This is a genomic window from Nocardiopsis sp. NPDC101807 (assembly GCF_044766605.1).
GTDB lineage: Bacteria > Actinomycetota > Actinomycetes > Streptosporangiales > Streptosporangiaceae > Nocardiopsis > Nocardiopsis tropica.
Genome location: NZ_JBIWMK010000004.1, coordinates 629,189 through 645,679, shown reverse-complemented (window position 1 = coordinate 645,679; position 16,491 = coordinate 629,189). Strand labels below are relative to the sequence as shown.

The 16,491-nt window shown below is 74.5% G+C and carries 15 protein-coding genes; 10 read left to right on the top strand and 5 right to left on the bottom strand.

Annotated features, from left to right (window positions below; translation table 11 throughout):
* Positions 1-180 precede the first annotated feature (180 nt).
* Both ACIRPH_RS15690 and ACIRPH_RS15685 read left to right on the top strand, forming a co-directional pair.
* Positions 181-1,353, top strand: a complete 1,173-nt coding sequence (locus ACIRPH_RS15690; protein WP_402914531.1) for a sensor histidine kinase — start codon at positions 181-183, stop codon at positions 1,351-1,353.
* On the top strand, positions 1,344-1,988 hold the full coding sequence (locus ACIRPH_RS15685; RefSeq protein ID WP_402914528.1) for a response regulator: 645 nt from the start codon (positions 1,344-1,346) through the stop codon (positions 1,986-1,988). Before ACIRPH_RS15690 ends, ACIRPH_RS15685 begins: the two co-directional genes overlap by 10 nt.
* 284 nt (positions 1,989-2,272) lie before the next feature.
* Here ACIRPH_RS15685 and ACIRPH_RS15680 read toward each other — a convergent pair whose 3' ends face one another.
* On the bottom strand, positions 2,273-2,947 hold the full coding sequence (locus tag ACIRPH_RS15680) for a lytic polysaccharide monooxygenase (RefSeq protein WP_402914525.1): 675 nt from the start codon (positions 2,945-2,947) through the stop codon (positions 2,273-2,275).
* Between the two features lie 355 nt (positions 2,948-3,302).
* Here ACIRPH_RS15680 and ACIRPH_RS15675 point away from each other — a divergent pair, with 355 nt between their 5' ends.
* The 5 genes from ACIRPH_RS15675 to ACIRPH_RS15655 all read left to right on the top strand — a co-directional run bounded on the left by ACIRPH_RS15675 (position 3,303) and on the right by ACIRPH_RS15655 (position 9,235).
* Positions 3,303-4,652: an MFS transporter gene (locus tag ACIRPH_RS15675; RefSeq protein WP_402914522.1), complete on the top strand. Its 1,350-nt coding sequence runs from the start codon at positions 3,303-3,305 to the stop codon at positions 4,650-4,652.
* 430 nt (positions 4,653-5,082) lie between these two features.
* Positions 5,083-6,468, top strand: a complete 1,386-nt coding sequence (locus ACIRPH_RS15670; RefSeq protein ID WP_402914835.1) for a glycoside hydrolase family 6 protein — start codon at positions 5,083-5,085, stop codon at positions 6,466-6,468.
* A gap of 147 nt (positions 6,469-6,615) precedes the next feature.
* Positions 6,616-7,788 (top strand): N-methyl-L-tryptophan oxidase, encoded by a 1,173-nt coding sequence (gene solA, locus ACIRPH_RS15665; protein ID WP_402914519.1) that lies wholly within the window; start codon positions 6,616-6,618, stop codon positions 7,786-7,788.
* Positions 7,789-7,890: 102 nt separating this feature from the next.
* Positions 7,891-8,697 carry an SDR family oxidoreductase gene (locus tag ACIRPH_RS15660; protein WP_402914516.1) on the top strand — a complete coding sequence of 269 codons (807 nt, stop codon included), beginning with the start codon at positions 7,891-7,893 and terminating at the stop codon, positions 8,695-8,697.
* Positions 8,698-8,803: 106 nt separating this feature from the next.
* Entirely contained in the window at positions 8,804-9,235 is a 432-nt protein-coding gene (locus ACIRPH_RS15655) for a VOC family protein (RefSeq protein ID WP_402914513.1), read from the top strand.
* A gap of 25 nt (positions 9,236-9,260) precedes the next feature.
* Here ACIRPH_RS15655 and ACIRPH_RS15650 read toward each other — a convergent pair whose 3' ends face one another.
* Positions 9,261-10,379 (bottom strand): winged helix DNA-binding domain-containing protein, encoded by a 1,119-nt coding sequence (locus ACIRPH_RS15650; RefSeq protein ID WP_402914510.1) that lies wholly within the window; start codon positions 10,377-10,379, stop codon positions 9,261-9,263.
* Between the two features lie 139 nt (positions 10,380-10,518).
* Here ACIRPH_RS15650 and ACIRPH_RS15645 point away from each other — a divergent pair, with 139 nt between their 5' ends.
* Positions 10,519-10,881: an antibiotic biosynthesis monooxygenase family protein gene (locus tag ACIRPH_RS15645; RefSeq protein ID WP_402914507.1), complete on the top strand. Its 363-nt coding sequence runs from the start codon at positions 10,519-10,521 to the stop codon at positions 10,879-10,881.
* Between the two features lie 63 nt (positions 10,882-10,944).
* Here the strand turns inward: ACIRPH_RS15645 and ACIRPH_RS15640 are convergent, their stop codons facing one another.
* Complete coding sequence (locus tag ACIRPH_RS15640) at positions 10,945-11,709, bottom strand: class I SAM-dependent methyltransferase (protein WP_402914504.1); 765 nt, start codon at positions 11,707-11,709, stop codon at positions 10,945-10,947.
* A gap of 126 nt (positions 11,710-11,835) precedes the next feature.
* Here ACIRPH_RS15640 and ACIRPH_RS15635 point away from each other — a divergent pair, with 126 nt between their 5' ends.
* Positions 11,836-13,059, top strand: a complete 1,224-nt coding sequence (locus ACIRPH_RS15635) for a benzoate/H(+) symporter BenE family transporter (RefSeq protein WP_402914501.1) — start codon at positions 11,836-11,838, stop codon at positions 13,057-13,059.
* Positions 13,060-13,275: 216 nt separating this feature from the next.
* Entirely contained in the window at positions 13,276-14,226 is a 951-nt protein-coding gene (locus ACIRPH_RS15630) for a GNAT family N-acetyltransferase (protein ID WP_402914498.1), read from the top strand.
* Between the two features lie 175 nt (positions 14,227-14,401).
* On the opposite strand, the gene ACIRPH_RS15625 is transcribed toward ACIRPH_RS15630, so the two are convergent.
* Together ACIRPH_RS15625 and ACIRPH_RS15620 are read right to left on the bottom strand one after the other, a co-directional pair.
* A complete protein-coding gene (locus tag ACIRPH_RS15625; RefSeq protein WP_402914496.1) occupies positions 14,402-15,157 on the bottom strand; it encodes a nucleotidyltransferase family protein in 756 nt (251 codons plus the stop codon).
* 67 nt (positions 15,158-15,224) lie between these two features.
* Positions 15,225-16,436, bottom strand: a complete 1,212-nt coding sequence (locus ACIRPH_RS15620) for a DUF418 domain-containing protein (protein WP_402914493.1) — start codon at positions 16,434-16,436, stop codon at positions 15,225-15,227.
* Between the last annotated feature and the right edge of the window lie 55 nt (positions 16,437-16,491).

Sequence of the window (16,491 nt, the reverse complement as noted above, 5' to 3'; positions counted from 1 at the left end):
ACCCGCCACCCCCGGAAATGCGGTGTCCCGCAGTACCCGGGCGTTCCGCCGGTCGCTACTCTCCGAACGGGCTCCCGGCGCTCCGGGCGCCCGTGGAGGACCGCGTTCCCGGACGCGCGGCCCCGCGGCCGGTGACACCGCTCCCGGGGCCGGATCCGGCGGGGAGAGGAGAGGACGGACGTGACCACGGACGACGGGACGCGGCCCGAAGGGCACGGCGCCCGGCGGCACGGTTGGGCCCGGGCGCTCGCGGGCGCGGCCGCCGGCACAGTGACGGCCGGGGCCGCCGCGGTCCTCCTCGCCCTCCTCCCGGCGGCCTGCGTCGCGGCCCTCCCGTTCCTCGTGCGGCCCGCTGCCCGGACCCGGTCGGCCCGCGTCCTCGGCTCGGTCGTCGGGCCGCTGGTCGCCCTGGAGCGGCGGCGCCTGGAGGCGCTGTTCGGCGTCGAGATCGTCGGCCGGCCCGGGACGGCCCGCTCCCTGGCCTATCTGGCGGCCCGCTGCCCCGTGGGACTCTTCGGCGGGCTGGTGCTGGCGTTCCTGCCCGCGGGCCTCTACCTGGTGGCGTCCCCACTGGAGGTGCTCGACGGGAACGATCCGGGGATCGTTCCCGTCGGCCTGGCGCTCGTCTACCTGAGCGTGCAGGGGACCGTGGGCCTGGTGGGCACGGAGAGCTGGCTGGCGCGCCGGCTGCTCGGCCCCAGCCGCCAGGACCTCATGGAGGAGAGGATCGGGGTGCTGGTGGCGACCCGGGCCGGGGTCGTCACGGCCGTGGACGAGGAACGCCGCCGGATCGAACGCGATCTGCACGACGGCGTCCAGCAGCGGCTGGTCCTGCTGGGCATGGCCCTGGGCCGCGCGCGGCGCGACCCGGGCTCGGAGAAGGGCCGGGCCCTGGTCGAACAGGCGCACGAGGAGACCCGGAACGCGCTGCGCGACCTGAAGGAGGTCGCCTGGCGGGTCTATCCGGCCGCCCTGGCGGAGGAGGGACTGCGTGCGGCGCTCCACGGCCTGGTGGGGCGGTCGGCCCTGCCGATCGACCTGGAGTACCGGCTGTCGGAGGCCCCGCCCCCGGCGGTGGAGACGGCGGCCTACTTCGTGGTCGCCGAGGCGGTGACCAACGCGGTCAAGCACGCCGGCGCGCGGCGCGTGGGCATACGGGTGTGGGAGAGGGACGACGGGGGGACGAGGTCGGTGGTGGTGCGTGTGAGCGACGACGGGGCGGGTGGGGCCGATCCCTCGGGAACGGGGCTGACGGGCCTGGCGGGCCGTGTGGAGGCGCTCGACGGCAGGCTGTCCGTGGACAGCCCGGCCGGCGGGCCGACGACGGTCACCGCGGAGGTCCCGTGCGGGTGATCGTGGCCGAGGACTCGGCCCTGCTGCGTGAGGGACTCGTGCGGCTCCTGGAGGACGAGGGGCACAGGGTCGTCGCGTCGGTCGGCGACGCGGACGCCCTGCTGGCCGCTGTCGCGGAGGAGCCCCCCGACGTCGCGGTGGTGGACGTGCGCATGCCGCCCACCCATACCGACGAGGGCCTGCGCGCGGCGGTGCGCATCCGGCGGGAACGGCCCGGCGTGGGCGTGCTCGTGCTCTCGCAGTACGTGGAGAAGCGCTACGCCACCCGCCTCTTCAGCGAGAACACCACCGGGGTGGGGTATCTGCTCAAGGACCGGGTGGTGGAGGTGGACGAGTTCCTGGAGGCTCTGGTCAGGGTCGGCGGGGGCGGCGCCGCCTTCGACCCGGAGGTCGTGCGGCAACTGCTGGCGGGAAGCAGCCGCCAGGACCCCCAGGGGCGCCTGACCGGGCGTGAGCGGGACGTGATGGACCTGATGGCGCAGGGGCACACCAACCCGGCGATCGCCGCGCGGCTGTTCGTGTCGCAGAGCGCGGTCGAGAAGCACGCGAACGCGATCTTCGACAAGCTGGACCTCGGTGACACCGCGGGGTACAGCCGCCGCGTCCTGGCGGTGCTCCGCTACATAGGCGCGTGAGGCCCCGGGAGGGCGCACGCGCGGGCCACCCGTGTCCCTGGGCCCGGTGTCCGGGACACGGGACACGGTGCGTGCTCGGTGGCGCGCCGCCGGGCGACGCGGGTCCGGCTCCGCGCTCGCGGGCCCGTCGGGCCACGGCGTCGCGGACGCGCGTCTCCTCGATCCCTCCCGGGCGTCGGCGCCCACGGGGGAGGCGTCCGCCGGGGACGGCGGCCGCGGGCCGGAGCGCCGTGGGACGGCGGCCCCCGGACCCCGGTCGGCCGCCGTCCCCGGCGCGGGAGCGGTCACCCGAAGGTGACGTCACTGCACAGGTAGTACACCTGGTCGGCGTGCGAGGCCTTCCAGATCGTGAAGACGACGTGGTCGCCGGTGCGGCCCGACGTGCTGACGTCGATCAGGTAGTCGTTGCCGGGCGGGTAGGACCCGGTCTCCTCCACCAGTTCGAGGTCGTCCCAGGCCAGGGACTGCGTGGCCGGGTCGAAGCCCTGCTCGGTGACGTAGACCTGGAAGTAGTCCGCGCCGTGCGAGGCCTGGTCGTACAGGTGGATGGTGAAGTCGTCGGCGACGTCGGTGGTCCGCCACGCCCCGGGGGTGTCCATCGAGTCGTAGCGGCCCCCTTCGGTGTTCCCACCGCTGCACAGGGTTCCGTCCGGGACCTGGCCCTGGTGGTCCCCGCCGACGTTGTCGCGGTAGAGGCCGTTCCAGTTCCACATGGCGTTGGGGTTGTCCTGCCACGCCTGCCAGCACATGGGGTCTTCCTGCTCCATGGCGGGGTTCTGGAAGTCGTCCCCCCAGCGCTCGAAGCAGCCGTAGTTGCGGGAGGCGGGGTCGACGACCGAGCCGTGCGCCGACGCGGGCGCGGCCAGCGCGGTCAGTCCGAGCAGGGGGACGGACGCCAGCACGAGTGCGCGTCCGAACCAGCGGGGGTTGCCGTTGGTCTCGTGGGTCTTGCCGTTCATTGCGTTCTCCATCGTTGTCGGCTGGACCAGCCGATCGACGGGAGCGCTCCCAACCGGTGTGTTACCCAGCGGAGCGAACCCGAAACGGAGCGCCGGAAAACCTGTGGATCCCGGCTCCTCCCGGGGTTACGGTGGCGCGGAACGAGGCCGCCCGAACGGAGATGAGGACACCGATGCGCACCATCGCCGCGAACCAGGTCCCCGCCCCCGCCCGGAAGACGTACCGCCGGTAGTCCGGGCCGGGCACGGCCCGGCACGACCGGAACCGCAGGGCGTCCCCGCCGGGGGCAGGCCGGACCGCACCGCCGTCCGCCACGCGCCGACCGGCGCGTTCACCGTGCCCCGGGAGTCCTCCGTGCCCCTGTTCCGCCGTCTCCGCCGCACCCTCCGACGTTCCCGACCGGGCCCCGCCCGGCCCCGGCTCCCCCGCCGGACCCGCCCCGGCCCGCCGCTCCCCGCCGGCCCGCTCCGCCGCACCCGGCCGGACCGGCCCCGCCTCGGCCCCGCGTTCACGCGCCTGTGGTGGGCCTCGGCCCTGACCAACCTCGGGGACGGCGCCCTCGCCGCAGCGGGACCGCTGCTCGTCGCGTCCCTGTCCTCCTCCCCGGTCGCCGTCGCCGCCGCCTCGGCCGCCCAGCTCCTCCCCCACCTCCTCTTCTCGGCGGCCTCGGGCGCCCTGGTCGACCGGTGGCCCCGCCGCGACGTGCTCCTCGCGGCGAACCTCGCCCGCTGCACCGTGCTCGCCCTGCTCGCCGCAGCTCTCCTCTCCGGCGGCACCAGTGTGTGGCCGCTCTACCCGGCCCTGTTCGCTCTGGGCGTCGGCGAGTCCCTCGCCGACACCGCGTACGGCTCCCTGGTGCCGTCCGTGGTCCACCGCGACTCGCTGGGCAGGGCCAACGCGCGGCTCGCCCTGACGTTCTCGCTCAACAACCAGCTGCTCGGCCCGCCCCTGGGCGCGCTGATGTTCGCCGCGGCGTGGGCGCTCCCCTTCGGCTTCGACGCCCTCGCCCACCTGCTGGCGGTGGTGGTCCTCCTGCGGATGGCGCCGGTCGGGCCGTCGCTTCCGGGAGGGGGCCGCCCCGGCTCCCCTCCCCCTCCGCGGACCACGCTGCGGCAGGAGGTCGGCGAGGGCCTGTCGTTCGTCCTCGGCTCACCGGGGCTCCGCGTACTGTGCGGCTGCATCCTGGTGATGAACCTGGCGGGCGTCGGCGCCTTCGCGGTCTGGGTGCTCTACGCACGGGAGCACCTGGGGCTGTCCGAAGCGGGCTTCGGGCTGTTCGTGGCGGCGGGAGCCGTGGGCGGCATCGCGGGCTCCCGGGCGTACGGGTGGCTGGAGCGCCGAGTGGGCCGGACCTCCCTGCTCCGCTGGGGCCTCGCGGTGGAGGCCCTCACCTACCCGGCCCTGGCTCTCACCACGGACCCCCTGGCGGCCGGCGCCGTCATGGTCGTGTTCGGTGTCCACACCGTGGTGTGGGGGACGGCCGCCACGACCGTCCGCCAGCTGCTCACCCCGGACCGCCTGCTGGGCCGCGTGGGAGGTGTGTACCGGCTGGCCGACCTCGGCGGTGCGGCCCTGGGCGCGGTGCTGGGCGGGCTCGTCGCGGAGGGTGTCGGCCTGTTGGCCCCGTTCTGGATCGCGGCGGCGGCGGTCGGCCTGCTCTGCGTGATCTCCTGGAAACCCCTGGTTATTACTGAACAGTTGTGAACCAGATCACCACCTGGTCATTCACCGAACGGGGACAGCGTCCCAGAAACCTCGTGGACATTTGGTGTTTACATATCACCATTGGAGAGCTACGGTTCTGAAAAGCGTTCCGGAATAGTCACCCCCCGTAACCGCATACGGAACGCCCTTCGCACCCCTTGTCCAGACAACGCCAACCACCATTCCCGCTTACGACTGGGAGCGCTCCCACCCCCCTTCCGGTCACCATCCCCCCGTTTCTCCCACCTTTTGCCGGGAGAAACACAGACGATCAACCGCCAGCCTTACCCCGGATCTCAGGCCCGCCCATGCCCCGCTCACCACCATGAACACCGCCTCCCCCAGCCGCCGGTCCGCCGGGCGCCGTGACGCGCCCGGCGAGCCGCACACTCCTTCTGGCCACCCGCTCCCCATGAGGAAGAAAAACACCATGAGAAATTCCCCCCGCGACAAGCAACGAACTCCGTGGGCACGGCGCGGCCTAGCCACCGCTGCCGGACTGGCACTTACCGCCTCTCTCACGGTCGCCGCCACCAGTGCTTCCGCCGCCGAACGCGTGGACAATCCGTATGAGGGCGCGGATGTGTACGTGAACCCGATCTGGTCGGCCAACGCCGCGGCCGAGCCCGGCGGGGACGCGATCTCCGACCAGCCCACGGGTGTGTGGCTGGACCAGATCAGCGCGATCGAGGGCAACGACAGCCCGACCACCGGGTCGATGGGCCTGCGCGAGCACCTGGACGAGGCGGTGGTCCAGGCCGCGGGCGAGCCCCTGGTCTTCCAGGTGGTGATTTACAACCTGCCCGGCCGCGACTGCGCGGCGCTGGCCTCCAACGGCGAGCTGGGCCCGGACGAGATCGACCGGTACAAGGAGGAGTACATCGATCCGATCGCGGAGATCCTGGCCGACCCGGCCTACGCGGACCTGCGGATCGTGACGACGGTGGAGATCGACTCGCTGCCCAACCTGGTCACGAACGTGTCCCCGCGCGAGACGGCCACGCCCGAGTGCGACGAGATGCTGGCCAACGGCAACTACGTGGAGGGTGTGGGCTACGCCCTGGCGCAGCTGGGCGCGATCGACAACGTCTACAACTACGTGGACGCGGGCCACCACGGCTGGATCGGCTGGGAGGACAACTTCTCGGCCTCGGCGGCGCTGTTCTACGAGGCGGCCAACACCGCCGGAGCCACCCCCGACGACGTGCACGGGTTCATCGCGAACACGGCCAACTACTCGGCGCTGGTCGAGGACAACTTCTCCATCGACCAGACCGTCGCCGGCACACCGGTGCGGCAGTCGCAGTGGGTGGACTGGAACCAGTTCACCGACGAGCTGTCCTACGCCCAGGCACTGCGCGAGGAGCTGGTCTCGCAGGGGTTCGCCTCCGACATCGGGATGCTGATCGACACCTCCCGCAACGGGTGGGGCGGCCCGGACCGCCCCACGGGCCCCGGCCCCGAGACCAGCGTGGACGCCTATGTGGACGGGGGCCGCTACGACCGGCGGATCCAGTCGGGCAACTGGTGCAACCAGTCGGGTGCGGGGCTGGGCGAGCGCCCGCAGGCCTCCCCCGAGCCGGGCATCGACGCCTATGTGTGGATGAAGCCCCCGGGTGAGTCGGACGGCTCCAGCGAGCTGATCCCCAACCCCGAGGGCAAGGGCTTCGACCGCATGTGCGACCCGACCTACGAGGGCAACCCCCGCAACGGGAACAACATGAGCGGCGCGCTGGCCGACGCCCCGATCTCGGGCCACTGGTTCTCGGCCCAGTTCCAGGAGCTGCTGGACAACGCCTACCCGCCGCTGGACTGATCCGGCCCCTCTCCCCGGCGTGCGCCGCGGGGGACCGCTGAACAGGACGCCCGTCCACCCAGGGGGTGGGCGGGCGTCCGCCACGGCCTGGGATCATGGGCCGGGGCCTTCCCCTGGAGGCCAGGAACCGGATCGGGGAGGAACCGCGTGGCGAACCTGCTGGAGACCGACACCGTCGTGGTCGGTCTGGGGGCGATGGGGGCGCAGGCCCTGTGGCGCCTGGCCCGGTCCGGGGTCGACGCCGTCGGGGTGGAGCAGTTCTCCCCCGGCCACGACCGGGGGTCCAGCCACGGGGAGTCCCGCATCATCCGCACCGCCTACCTGGAGGGCGCCGAGTACGTGCCGTTCGTCCGAGCGGCCTGGCGTGCCTGGTCGGAGTTGGAGGAGGCGTCCGGGCAACGGCTCGTGCTGCGCACCGGGGCGCTGATGGCCGGGGCGCCGGACGGTGCCGCCGTCGCCGGGTCGCTGGCCGCGGCACGACACCACGGACTCCCCTTCGAGCTGCTCTCCGCCGACGAGGTCCGCTCCCGGTTCCCCGGCCACCGGCTGCACACGGGCGAGGTCGGCGTGTTCGAGGAGGACGCCGGCGTGGTCCTGCCCGAGGCGTCGATCCTGGCGGCCGTCCGGCTCGCCGGGGCGGCGGGCGCACGGGTGCTCACCGGGGCCGTCGCGACCCGGATCGAACCGGATCCGGACCGGCCCCGCGTGGTGGTGGGCGACACCGTGATCCGCGCCCGGAGGGTGGTCGTCACCGCGGGCGCGTGGCTCCCCTCGCTGGTGCCCGAGGTGGCCGGCCTGGGCGGGGGGATCACGGTCGAGCGTCGGGTGCTGGGCTGGTTCCGCACCACGGGCGACCCGGCCGCGCACGTGGCCGGCCCGGTGTTCGCCCGGGACGGGGACGACTGCACCTGGTACGGGTTCCCGAGCCTGGACGGGGGCCGGACCGTCAAGATCGGCGTGCACGCCGAGGCCCCCGGTCCGAGGCGCGAGGGGGCGCAGTGGGGTGAGCCGGTGGACCCCGGCGCGGGTCCGCGCGAGCCCGACCCCGCCGACGCACGCAGGCTCGGCGAGCTGGCCTCGGGGCTGCACGGCGTCGAGGCCCTCCCCGAGCGCATGGCCTCCTGCATGTACACGATGACGTCGGACGAGCACTTCGTCATCGGCCACCGCAGGGAGCTTCCCGGACTGGTGCTCGCCGGGGGCTTCTCCGGGCACGGCTACAAGTTCGCCTCCGCCGTCGGCCAGGCCCTGGCCGACCTGGCCGTGAACGGCCGGACCGACCTGCCGATCGGCCTGTTCGATCCGCACCGCTGGGACTGACGCGGGCGCCGGGGAGGGCTGGGACGGCCGGTCGCTGCGCGCCGTGCGATCATCGCTCACACGCGTTGCGCCCGCGCGCCGCCCCCTCCCGGAAGGACCGCCATGAACCGTCCCCCCGTCCAGCGGACCGCGCTCGTCACCGGCGCGTCGTCGGGTATCGGCGCGGCCGTGGCCGCCGCGCTGGTCCGGCGCGGCTACCGCGTGTACGGCACCAGCCGCAGACCCGGGTCGGTGGCCGAGCCGGTTCCGGGCGTGGAGTACCTGCCCCTCGACCTGGCCGACGAGGCGTCGGTCCAGGCGTGCGCCTCCGCCGTCGGCGACGTGGACGTGCTGGTCAACAACGCCGGTGAGAGCCAGAGCGGCCCGTTCGAGGAGTTGCCCCCGGACGCCGTGGAGAGGCTGTTCCGGATCAACGTGTTCGGGGCCGTGCGGCTCACCCAGCTCCTCCTCCCGGGGATGCGCGGGCGCGGGTACGGCCGGGTGGTCATGGTGGGGTCGATGCTGGCGAGCTTCCCCCTGGCGTACCGGTCGTCCTACGTCGCGTCGAAGGCGGCGCTCAAGGGGTTCGCCGACGCCCTGCGCCGCGAGGTGTCCCCGTTCGGGGTGGGGGTGGCCACGGTGGAACCGGGGTCGATCAACACCGGTATCAGCGAGCGGCGGACCCAGTACCTGCGCGACGGCTCCCCGTTCGCGGGCGAGTACCGCACCATGCTCACCGCGCTCGACGCCAACGAGTCGGCCGGGATCTCCGCGGCCCGGGTCGCCCGGACCGTCGTGCGGGCGGTCGAGGCGGACCGGCCGCGGCCCCTGTACGCGGTGGGCAGCAACGCGCCGGTGGTGTTCGCGCTGCGCAGGCTCTTCCCCCGTTCGCTCGTCCTCGCCGTGGTCGCCCGCAAGCACGGGCTGTAGGCGGTCGGCCCGCCCGTACCGGGACGCGGCCGGGCGGGGCGCACGGGAGTCGGCGCCGGGCTCCGGGATGATGGGGAGCCCGCGACCGCGATCCGAGGAGCACGCCGTGAGGCAGCAGGTCCACTTCGTCACGCTCGCCACCCCCGACCTGGACGCGGCCCGCCGCTTCTACCGGGACGGGCTCGGCTGGGAGCCCCTCATGGACGTCCCCGGCGAGATCGTCTTCTTCCAGGTCGCCCCCGGGCAGGTGCTGGGCCTGTTCGACGCGGAGGGGTTCGACCGGGACCTGGGGCTGCCGCCCGGGACGTCGGTGCTGTCGGGGGTGACCCTGGCGCACAACGTCGACGGCCCCGAGGAGGTCGGGCGGACCGTGGACGCGATGGCCGCGGCGGGCGGGACCGTGCTCAAGAGCCCGCGGCGGGGCGAGTTCGGGGGCGTCTTCCACGCGCACGTCCGGGACCCCAACGGGGTGGTGTGGGAGGTCGCGCACAACCCGGGGTGGAGCGTGGACGCGTCGGGGCGGGTGGTCCTCGGCTGACCCCGCTCCGGGCGTCCGCCACCGGTCAGGGGTCCAGGGGCCGTATCCTGAGCCCGTGGCCGTCGGCGTCGGCCGCCGCGAGGCCGAGCAGGCGTTCGCCCTCCTCCGCGACCGCCTCCTCCTCCGCCGGGGTCAGCGGGGTGAACAGTCGCACGTCCAGCACGGCGCGGTCCCTCCCGCCTCCCTCTGCGCGGGAACGGCCCCTGGGCCTCTCGAGCCGCCACAGGCCCCGCACGAAACCGTCCACGGTCAGCGGCGCCTCCACCACGAGGTACGGCCGGCGGTCGTCCTCGACGATGCGGGACCTGTCGTGGTGGCCGACGAGAACGTTGTCCAGGAGCGCCAGGAAGCGGACCGGAGCCGGGGTCCCGGGATCGGGCCGGGGCGCGTCGGGGAGGTCGAACAGCTCCCGCCCGTCCTCACCGCGGAACACGCACAGCCGGGGCCTGAGGCGGTCCACGACCGCGCCCAGCCGGGTCGCCCCGCTCCACGCCTGGACGTCCCGGACCGAGGCCGGGCCGAACGCCGCCAGGTAGCGCAGCACCAGATCGTCCAGGGAGGGGTCGTCTGCGAGCGGCCGGCCGAGCCACTGCTCCGCGAGGGCGAACGGGGTCGTTCCGCGCCGCCCCCATGTGCCGTCGGGCGGCGGGTGCAGCACAGGCAGGAGGCCCTGGACCGAGCGGGCGAGCCCGACCGGGTCGCGGCCGGGCCAGCGGTCGGCAAGGGCCCGGCCGAGTTCGGGTCGGGGCACGGGTCCCGCGGTGAGGAGTCCGCGCGCCGCGTCCGCGAGTTCGCCCGTGTCCAGGCCCGCGGTGGCCTTCCCGAACGCGCCCCGCTGCCAGCGGAGCAGCATGGGCTGCAGGACGGGGCGCAGCCACAGGTAGTCGTCGGCGGCGACCAAGTGCTGGGTGCCCCGGAGAAGGGTCGCGCGGACGAGGTCGCGGCTGTGCAGCAGCCCGGCGAGGTCGTCGGCCCGAAAACCCTCGATCCGGGACCACAGGCCGAAGCAGGGCGGTTCGGGGTCCTGGGCCTGGAGCCCGACGAGTTGGCGCACCACGGTGAGTGCGGTGTCGTCGCCGCGTTCCAGGAGGGACTGGCGGGCCAGTGTCGCGCGGTTGAGGGCGCGTCGGTCGAGAGTGGTCACGGCTCCGACCCTAGGGGCGGTGGCGGTCGTCCTCTGTCCTCCACTAGCCCGGCGGTTGCCGCGGGGCCGACCGGCGCCGGGGAGGTGGGTGCCCTAGGTTGGGCGGTGAAGGTCGAAGTCAACGGTGGAGAGGTGCCGCGTGAGCAGCGTCGTCAAGTTCAACGTCCTGACCGTCCCCGAGGGTGCCGGGGCCACACTGGAGGAGCGCTTCGCCAAACGGGCCGGGCTCGTGGAGAACCAGCCGGGGTTCGAGGAGTTCCAGCTCCTGCGCCCGGTCGAGGGCACCGACAAGTACCTGGTCTACACCCGTTGGCGCTCCGAGGAGGACTTCCGGAACTGGGTGGGCGGCCAGGCGTTCAAGCACGGGCACGCCCAGGCCGCCGCCGACGCGGATCGCAGCGGCGAGGCGACCGGGCACGGGCACGGGCGGGGCGGACCGGCCGCGACCGACAGCGAGATCTGGGGGTTCGAGGTCGTCCAGCACGTCAGGGCCGGCGCCTGAGCCCTCGGACCGGACCTCCGCGCCGGGCCGCGGTCGCGGGGGCCGGTCCGCCGGCGGGCGGCCTCATCCCCGGGGCTTGCGGGCCTCGACGAGGAAGCGGGTCGTGGTCGCCGTGAACGACCCCTCGCGCCGGATGTGCTCGTGCATGGCCAGGAGCCGCTCCCGGTAGGCGTCGACGGTGAACCCCGGCACCATCCAGATCACCTTGCGCAGGAAGTAGACGACCGCGCCGACGTCGAAGAACTCCGTGCGCAGCCGTTCCAGGCGCAGGTCGACGACGTCGAGCCCGGCCGCCCTGGCCGCCTCGCGCGCGTCGTCCGGGTGCCGGGACCGGCGGTCCTCCTCGGGGCGCGGCCCCAGGAAGAACTCCACCACCTCGAACACGCTCTCCGGCCCCACCTGCTGGGAGAGGTAGGTGCCGCCGGGGGCGAGCACGCGGGCGATCTCCTCCCACCACGTGGCGACGGGGTGCCGGGAGACCACCAGGTCGAACGCGCCGTCCGCGAACGGCAGCGGACGGCCGTCCTCGGTCGCGACCACCGCGACGCCCCGCGGGTGGAGCAGCCGGGTGGCCTCGGCCGCGTTGGGCGGCCAGGACTCGGTCGCCACCGCCGTCCTGGGGAGCTCGGGGACGCCTGCCAGCACCTCGCCTCCCCCGGTCTCGATGTCGAGGGCGGCGGACGCGCAGGCCATGCGCTCCCCCATCGTGCGCTGATAGCCCCAGGAGGGGCGCTGCTCGGTGGCCCGGCCGTCCAGCCACGAGAAGTCCCAGCCCTCCGTGGGCTCCGCCTCGGCCTCGGCCACGAGTTCGTCGAATGATCGTTCCATGGGTCCATCGTCCCCGGCGGCCCCCGTCCGAGGCCACCGGTTTCACCGGCCCCGCCCGGCGGCGGACCCGCCGTTCTCCCGCCCCGGCGGCGGCCCCGGGACGGCCGCCGGGCAGGATGGTCGACCATGAGAACCCTCGCCCGCCGCATCGGAGGCGTCGCCCCGGTCCCCGCGGTCGCCGCCGGTCTGATCGCCGTCCTGGTCGGGGTGACCAGCTCGGCGGCGATCGTGTTCACCGCCGCCGAGGCCGCCGGGGCGTCCTCCGGGGAGATCGCCTCGTGGATGCTCGCCCTGGGCGTGGGCATGGCGGTGACCTGTGTGGGGCTGTCGCTGCGCTACCGGGCCCCCGTGGTCACCGCGTGGTCCACGCCGGGAGCGGCTCTGCTGGCGGTGGGCCTGGACGGGGTGACGATGGCGCAGGCCGTCGGGGCGTTCCTGTTCTCGGCCGCCCTGATCACCCTGAGCGGGGTCACCGGCTGGTTCGAGAGGGTGATGGACCGGGTCCCGGTCCCGCTCGCGGCGGGCCTGCTGGCCGGGGTCCTGCTCCAGTTCGGGGTCGGCCTCTTCACGAGCATGGAGGACGACTTCGCGGTGGTGGCCGCGATGTTCGCGGCGTACCTGCTGTCCCGGCGGTGGCTGCCCCGCTACGCCGTGATCCTCTCCCTGGCCGCGGGCGCGGCGGCCGCCGCCGCACGGGGGACCCTGGACCTGGGCGGGGTGCGGCCCGCGCTCGCCGCACCGGTGTTCGTGGTGCCCGAGTTCTCGTGGCAGGTGCTGGTGAGCGTGGGCGTGCCGCTGTTCGTGGTGACCATGGCGTCCCAGAACCTGCCCGGGGTGGCGGTCCTGCGCAACGACGGCTACCGGGTGCCGGTCTCCCCCGTGATCGGGTGGACCGGGGCGACCAACATGGTGCTGGCCCCGTTCGGGTGCTTCGGGATGAACCTGGCGGCGATCACCGCGGCCATCTGCACCGGTCCCCAGGCCCACCCCGACCCGGACCGCCGCTACCTCGCGGGGGTGTGGGCGGGGGTCTTCTACCTGTGCGTCGGCGTGTTCGGTGCGACGGTGGCGTCCCTGCTGGCCGCCCTGCCCGCCACCCTGGTCCTCGGGATCGCGGGCATCGGCCTGCTCGGGACGATCGGGGGGTCCCTGGCGTCCGCGCTGTCGGACGAACGGTCCCGGGAGGCGGCGGTGGTGACGTTCCTGGCGACGGCGTCCGGGTTCACCCTGCTCGGGGTGGGATCGGCGTTCTGGGGCCTGGTCGCGGGCGTGCTGACGCTGGTGGTGACCGTCCCCCGGCGCGGGGCGCGGGGCGGGGAGGCCTCCCCCGGCCGGGGGCCGGAGGCGTGAGCCCGCGGCCGGGGCCGGGGAGGGCGACCGGAAAACCGCTTGTGCACCGGCGCCGGCCACCGCTACAACTGTCCCGTCCCGGCCGGAACGGCTCCGGGGCCGCGACCAGGAAGGAGGCACAGCCGTTGTTCACCGCAACCACCGCGCCCGTGCCCTCCCGGGGAGCCTGCCACGGCTGACCCCGTGCGGACGGGCGCACACACCGAAGGTGTCGCCTTGACCGTCAGTACGAACGATCTGACCATCCGACCGATCACCGGTCCCGGTGAGCTGGACCTCTTCTCCCGGCTCCCCTACACGCTGAACACCGAACTCGCCGACGACCTCGCCCACGGACGGCGCCGGCCCTCGTGGATGTGGGTCGCCCTGGACGGCGACCGCCTGCTGGCCCGCCTGTCCTGGTGGTGCCGCGGCGGCGACGACGCGCCGCTCCTCCTCGACATCCTGGACGTGGACGACGGCGCCGGGGACGTCGACCGCGTGGGCGTCGCCGGACTCCTGCTGCGCACGGCCTCCGCGGCCACCCTGGCGGAGGGGGCGAACCCGCCGGAGTACCTGCGCTACGTCTCCGCCGCCTGGCGCGAGGACCCCGCGGAACGGCGTGCCGTGGAGGAGCGCATGGCCGCCGTCGAAGGCGAGGGCGGATCCCTGCTCGTCGAACGCCTGCGCCTCGAATGGACCCCCGGGGGCTCCGCGCCGCGCCCGGGCGACCGCCTCCGGTTCCGTCCCGTGCGGGACGAGGAGGAGCTGCTCGGCCTGACGGCCCGGGTCCTCGAAGGGACCCTGGACGCCCACCACCGGGGCGATCTCGCGCACAGGTCCGCGGAGCAGATCGCCGCCGACCAGTACGCGGAGGAGTTCGAGCGGTACACGACGCCCCGCGGCTGGTGGCGGGTCGCGACGCTCCCGGACGGCGGGCCCGTCGGGTTCGTGCTGCCCGCCCGCAACGACTACCACCCGGTCATCGCCTACATCGGGGTGCTCCCCGAGCACCGCGGCCACGGGTACGTCGACGACATCCTCGCGGAGGGGACCCGTGTCCTCGCCGAACAGGGGGTCGACAGGATCCGGGCGGCGACGGACGTCGGCAACACGCCGATGGCCGCGGCGTTCCGCCGGGCGGGGTACACCACGCTCAACGCGGTCGTCGACATGACCTGGAGGTAGCCCGGGACGGCGTCCTCCTCAGGTCGCCCCGTCCCCGGTGCGGGGCCCGCACCGGGGGCGGCGCCGGCCGGGCCGGCGGCCGGGCGGTCCAGGGGCGGGAGGCCCGCGCCACCCTCGTGGAAGGTCCCGAAGAAGCCGCGCCGGAAGCACGCGCCGACCGGCTCCCGCGCCCGCCTCAGGCCGTGGCGAGGATCCGGCCGGCCTCCGCCACCCCCGCGACGAGGTCCTGGGGGTCGGCCGTCATCCCCGCCACCACGAGGTCCACCTCCTCCAGCCCCGCCCGTGCCAGGAGCTCCTTGTCGTTGGTGACCCACTCCCCCCGGCCGGCCAGTACCGCGTGCGCGGTGTGGGAGGCCGCCTGGGCGACCAGGCCCGCGGTCTGGGCGACCCTGCCGCGGGGCGCGTGGTGGCGCTCGGCGTAGGCCAGGGTGGCGGAGGCCAGGCCGCGCCACACCGGTGGCGCGGCCCGGCGCAGCGCCCCGGGGTAGTCGGGCCGAGGAAGGTCGCCGACGAGGACGCGGCCGATCGCGAGTTCGGCGACGACGAGGTAGCTGGGGATGCCGACCAGGTGGAACATGAGGGGCTCCACCCGGAACCGGCCCGCGCCGGCCTCGGCGAGCTCGTGTTCGACGACGTCGAGGTCGCGGTAGTGCACGTCCACGGCCCGCCCGTCGATCCGCAGCCAGGCTCCGCCGTTGAAGACGCCGCCGCCCCAGTCCCCGAGCTCCGAGACCTCGCCGGGCCAGCCCGTGTCCCGCAGGTCCTGCGGGTCGAACCCGCCCCGGTAGTAGAGGGCCAGGTCCCAGTCGCTGTCGGGCCGGTGGGAGCCTCGGGCCCTGGAGCCCCCGAGGGCGACGGCCCGCACGGCGGGGAGGGAGGCGAGCCGGTCGGCGGTGGCGGCGAGGAAGCGCTCGTCGTCGGAAGTGGTCATCGCACCATCATCGTGCACCCCGACCGGCGGCCTCCACGGGTTTCCCCTCGGCGGGCCCGAGCGGCGCTCAGCCGCCGGAGTGCGCCTGCTCCGCCACGGTCCCGGCGCCGGAGCGGGGCTCCCGGTAGGTGCCCCACCGCAGGAGGCGTTCGGCGGGGCCGCGTGCCCCCGTGCGCCGCATGACGTCGGCGACCACCACGGTGGCCAGCCAGACGGCCGCGCCGACCAGGACCGCGCCGAGTTCGGAGAGGCCCGACGCCAGGCCGAACGCGTACGGCGCGAACAGCACGGTCCAGGCCACCGACTGCAGGAGGTAGCACGTCATCGAGCGCTGGCCGGCGGCCTCCAGCGCCCGGACCACCGGGCCCCGCCGGTGGCCGAGGCGGACCGCGACGAGGGCGATGAGCGCCGCGTAGCCGAAGCCGCCCGCGTAGCCGGTGAGCATGTGCAGCCAGGCGAGGCCGGTCTCGGCCGGACCGGCGGGCTCCCACAGCCCGGCCGAGGCCAGGCCGTACGGCAGGCCCCCCAGAACGGCGACGGGGATGCCGACCGAGGCGCTCCGGCGCAGCAGGCCGAGGTGGAGCCCGGGCTCCTCCATGACGCCGCGGCGGGCCGCCCACACCCCCACCGCGAACGGGAACACCGACGTCATGAGGAGCATCGGGGTCATGACCGGCCACGTGAACAGCCGCGTCACCATGTCCGCCAGCGGGCTCCCGGTGAGGACCCCTCCCCCGGCCGCGGGGTCGGTGAAGGAGGGGACGGTGTTGAGGAAGGCGTAGACCAGCGTGCCGAGGGCCATCCAGGTGAACCCGTGGGCGAGCAGTCTCCGGTCGCCGACGTGGAGGAGCCCCGCGAACATGAGGGCGATGAGCCCGTAGACGGCGATGATGTCACCGAAGAAGAGCAGGACGGTGTGCAGGAGCCCGATGAGGACCAGCCAGCGCCCCCTCCTGCGGACCAGGGAGCGCACCCGGGGCCAGGGACGCCCCTCGGCCGCGCGGCGCAGGTGGATCCGGGCGAGCCCGTAGCCGAACAGCGCGGCGAACATGGGGTAGCCGCGCCCCTCGGCGAACGTCGTCACGAAGACCGAGGTGGCGGCGTCGAACGCGGCGCCCGGCGCCTGCGGGTCGCCGCCGACCATCTCCTGGAAGATGTGGGCGTGCACGACGGCGATCACCAGTAGCATCACGCCACGGGACAGGTCGGGGGCCAGGGACCGCCGGCCGAGCGGGACACCGCCGGAGGCCGGGGTCGTACGGGAAGGTGGAAGGGACACGGGAAGCTCCGTTCACGCCGCACGGGGGCAGGGCGGGGCCAGGTGGATGGGCATT